Annotated in this window: 1 protein-coding gene; it reads left to right on the top strand. The window is 74.7% G+C overall.

Annotated elements, in window-relative coordinates:
- Positions 1 to 1,475 (top strand): acyltransferase domain-containing protein (locus tag JL475_RS38990; RefSeq protein ID WP_202282924.1); only part of this gene is annotated, 1,475 nt, incomplete at both ends.

Below are 1,475 nucleotides of genomic sequence, written 5' to 3'. Positions count from 1 at the left end.
GGTGGCGGTCACCGCCGCCGAGGCGGACGTCCGCCCCCTCCTGGGCCCGGGCGTGGACATCGCCGCCGTCAACGGCCCCTCGTCGGTCGTGGTCTCGGGCGAACGCGAGGCCGTGGCCGACATCGTCTCCCGCCTGGTGGAGCGCGGCGTACGCACCCGTGGCCTGCGCGTGAGCCACGCCTTCCACTCGCCGCTGATGGAGCCGATGCTCGACCGGTACCGCGAGGTACTGGAAAGCGTCGAGTACGCGGCGCCGCGGGTGTCGGTGGTGTCCGGTGTGTCGGGCGCGGTGGCGTCGGTGGAGGAGCTGTGCTCGCCGGAGTACTGGGTGCGCCAGGTCCGGGAGGCGGTGCGGTTCGCCGACGGGGTGCGCACCCTGGCGGACATGGGGGTGCGGACCGCTCTGGAGCTGGGTCCGGACGCGGTGCTGTCGGCGCTGGCGCGGGAGTGCCTGGCGGCCGAGGGGGCCGATGACTTCGGTGGCGAGGACGGGGTGGTGTTCGCTTCGGCGCTGCGGCGTGAGCGCGGTGAGGAGGCGGAGCTGCTGGGCGCGGTGGCGACGGCGTACACCCGGGGCGCGGCGGTCGACTGGCCGGCGTTGTTCGCGGGCCGCGGCGCACGCCGTGTCGACTTGCCGACGTATCCCTTCCAGCGCAAGACCTACTGGCTGAACGCCACCACCGTGACCGGTGACGCCGCCGGATTCGGTCAGCAGCGGTCGACCCACCCGCTGCTGACGGCGGTCGTCGACCTCGGCGGCACCGACAACGGCACGGTGCTGACCGGCCGGCTGTCGCTGACCACCCAGCCCTGGCTGGCCGAGCACACCGTCAGCGGCGTGGTCATGCTGCCGGGCACGTCGTTCGTGGACATGGCCGTGCACGCCGCCGCGCTGGTCGGCTGCGCCGGCGTCGGCGAACTCATGCACCAGGCGCCGCTGGTGGTGCCCGAGAGCGGCGGCGTCGCCCTCCAGGCCGTCGTCTCGGCGCCCGACGAGCAGGGCCGCAGGACCGTCGAGTTCTACTCCCGCCCCGACGACGCCTCCGACGACACCCCCGGCGACCTGCCGTGGACGCTGCACACCAGCGGCACCCTCGTCCCCGAGCCGGCTCCGGCCCGGACGGACCGGGCCGACGGCGTGTGGCCGCCGGCGGGTGCCGAACGCGTGGAGCTGGAGGGCTTCTACGAGGGTCTGGCGGCGGAGGGGTATGCCTACGGTCCGCTGTTCCAGGGCCTGAAGTCCGCCTGGCGCGCCGGCGGCGACCTGTGCGTCGAGGTGGAGCTGCCCTCCGCCTCCCGCGACCAGGCCGCTGCCTTCGGCGTCCACCCCGCCCTGCTCGACGCGGTCCTGCACGCGACGGAGTTCGTGGGCGACGACACCCGTGAGGACGGCGAGGTCTGGCTGCCGTTCGTGTGGGGTGGTGTGGTGCTCCGGGCGACGGGTGCGTCGGTGGTGCGGGCGCGGGTGCGGTCGC

The organism is Streptomyces sp. M2CJ-2 (assembly GCF_016757295.1).
Classification (GTDB): Bacteria; Actinomycetota; Actinomycetes; order Streptomycetales; family Streptomycetaceae; genus Streptomyces.
Note: the sequence above shows the minus strand (reverse complement) of the source record. Positions and strands in the feature narration are given on the sequence as shown.